This window comes from Streptomyces sp. NRRL WC-3549, from assembly GCF_000721935.1.
In the GTDB taxonomy this organism is placed as follows: domain Bacteria; phylum Actinomycetota; class Actinomycetes; order Streptomycetales; family Streptomycetaceae; genus Streptomyces.
The window spans coordinates 222234-224246 of record NZ_KL585395.1 but is presented as its reverse complement, the minus strand read 5'-3'; the positions used below and the strand labels follow the sequence as shown (position 1 = coordinate 224246).

General features: G+C 71.4%; 2 protein-coding genes. One reads left to right on the top strand and one right to left on the bottom strand.

Annotated elements, in window-relative coordinates:
- Positions 1–100 precede the first annotated feature (100 nt).
- A complete protein-coding gene (locus IH13_RS0113880) occupies positions 101–625 on the bottom strand; it encodes an Lrp/AsnC family transcriptional regulator (protein WP_082317599.1) in 525 nt (174 codons plus the stop codon).
- 211 nt (positions 626–836) lie between these two features.
- Between IH13_RS0113880 and pdhA the strand changes: the two genes are divergently transcribed.
- A complete protein-coding gene (gene pdhA / locus IH13_RS0113875) occupies positions 837–1994 on the top strand; it encodes a pyruvate dehydrogenase (acetyl-transferring) E1 component subunit alpha (RefSeq protein WP_031084279.1) in 1158 nt (385 codons plus the stop codon).
- The last annotated feature ends 19 nt before the right edge of the window (positions 1995–2013 follow it).

Below are 2013 nucleotides of genomic sequence, written 5' to 3'. Positions count from 1 at the left end.
GGAGGGGGCCGGCGAGCGGCAGCAGCTCGCGGACACCGTCGTGCGGCTCGCCTTCGACGGCATGCGGGCCGCCCGCTGACCGGCCCGCCCGCCTGACGGATCAGGCGGGCTCGGGCAAGGGGTCGGGGCGGGGCCCCAGGTCGGTTTCCTCGAACACCAGCAGGGTGCGGGTGGACAGCACCTCGGGGATGGCCTGGATCCTGGTCAGGACGAGCTCGCGCAGGGCCCGGTTGTCCGGTGTGTGGACCAGCAGCAGCACGTCGAAGTCACCGCTGACCAGCGCGATGTGGGAGGCGCCCGGCAGGGCTTCGAGCTGTTCGCGCACCGTGCGCCAGGAGTTCTGGACGATCTTGAGCGTGATGTACGCGGAGGCGCCCTGCCCGGCCCGTTCATGGTCCACCCGTGCGCTGAAACCACGGATCACCCCGTCCTCGACGAGCCGGTTGATCCGGGCGTACGCGTTGGCCCGCGACACGTGGACCCGCTCGGCGACGGCGCGTATCGAGGCGCGCCCGTCCGTCCGGAGGATGCGGAGGATGTCGCGGTCGACGGAGTCCAGCGGCCGTGCCGGCGGCGTGGGGGCGAGCCCGTCCTCGCCTCTTTCGGCCATTTGTTCAGCTGCCATCTGCCGGTGCCTCCCTGTTGTGGACGACCTGTCCCTATCCCAGGCTGTGGAGAACCGTTTGTCCACAGGCTGGAGGTGCCTGTAGCCAAAATGCACTCGCGACCGAACAATCGGTAGGTGAGGCGCGCCACACCCGTGCCTCGCTCACGCCTCGACATTTCTGCGGATTTCGACACCCCTCGATCCATCTCGATGCCAGGAGGTGCTTGTGATGACGGTCCAAGAGCTGGCCGGTGCAGCCGCCTACCGGCCCACGCCGCCCCCGGCCTGGAAGCCGCTCACCGACCCCGCGCCGCTGCTCCCGGACCCCGAGCCGTATCGCGTGCTCGGTACGGACTCCGCGGCCGGTGCGGACCCCGAGCTGCTGCTCAGGCTCTACGCGGAGCTGGTGCGTGGCCGCCGGTACAACGCCCAGGCCACGGCCCTGACCAAGCAGGGCCGTCTCGCGGTCTACCCGTCGAGCACGGGGCAGGAGGCGTGCGAGGTGGCGGCGGCGCTCGTGCTGGAGGACCGGGACTGGCTCTTCCCGAGTTACCGCGACACGCTCGCCGCCGTGGCGCGCGGTCTGGATCCGGTCGACGCGCTGACGCTGCTGCGGGGCGACCGGCACACCGGTTACGACCCGCGTGAGCACCGCATCGCGCCCCTGTGCACCCCGCTGGCCACCCAGTTGCCGCACGCCGTGGGTCTCGCGCACGCGGCCCGGCTCAAGGGCGACGACGTGGTGGCGCTCGCCATGGTCGGCGACGGCGGGACGAGCGAGGGCGATTTCCACGAGGCGCTGAATTTCGCGGCTGTCTGGCGCGCTCCGGTCGTCTTCCTGGTACAGAACAACGGCTTCGCCATCTCGGTTCCGCTGGCCAAGCAGACCGCGGCACCGTCCCTCGCCCACAAGGCCGTGGGCTACGGGATGCCCGGCCGACTGGTCGACGGCAACGATGCGATCGCGATGCACCAGGTGCTCGGTGAGGCCGTGGCCCGGGCGCGGAGCGGCGGGGGGCCGACGCTGGTCGAGGCGGTGACCTACCGGATGGACGCGCACACGAACGCCGACGACGCGACGCGGTACCGCGGCGACAGCGACGTGGAGGCCTGGCGTGCGCACGACCCGATCCTGTTGCTGGAGCGGGAGCTGACCGGGCGCGGACTGCTGGACGAGGAGGCCGTCGGAAGGGTCCGTGACGCTGCGGAGCGGATGGCTGCGGATCTCAGGGAGCAGATGAACGCGGATCCGCCGCTCGACCCCCTGGACCTCTTCTCCCACGTCTTCGAGGAGCGGACCGGGCAACTGCGTGAGCAGGAGGCGCGGCTGAGGGACGAGCTGGAGGCCGAGCACGGCCACGGGAGCGAAGCGGAGGAGGGGCGATGACGACGACCGCCGCGGGGGC

Coding starts and splice junctions, on each gene's coding strand:
- IH13_RS0113880 (WP_082317599.1), bottom strand. CDS start 625: ATGGCAGCTGAACAAATGGCCGAAAGAGGCGAGGACGGGCTCGCCCCC.
- pdhA (WP_031084279.1), top strand. CDS start 837: ATGACGGTCCAAGAGCTGGCCGGTGCAGCCGCCTACCGGCCCACGCCG.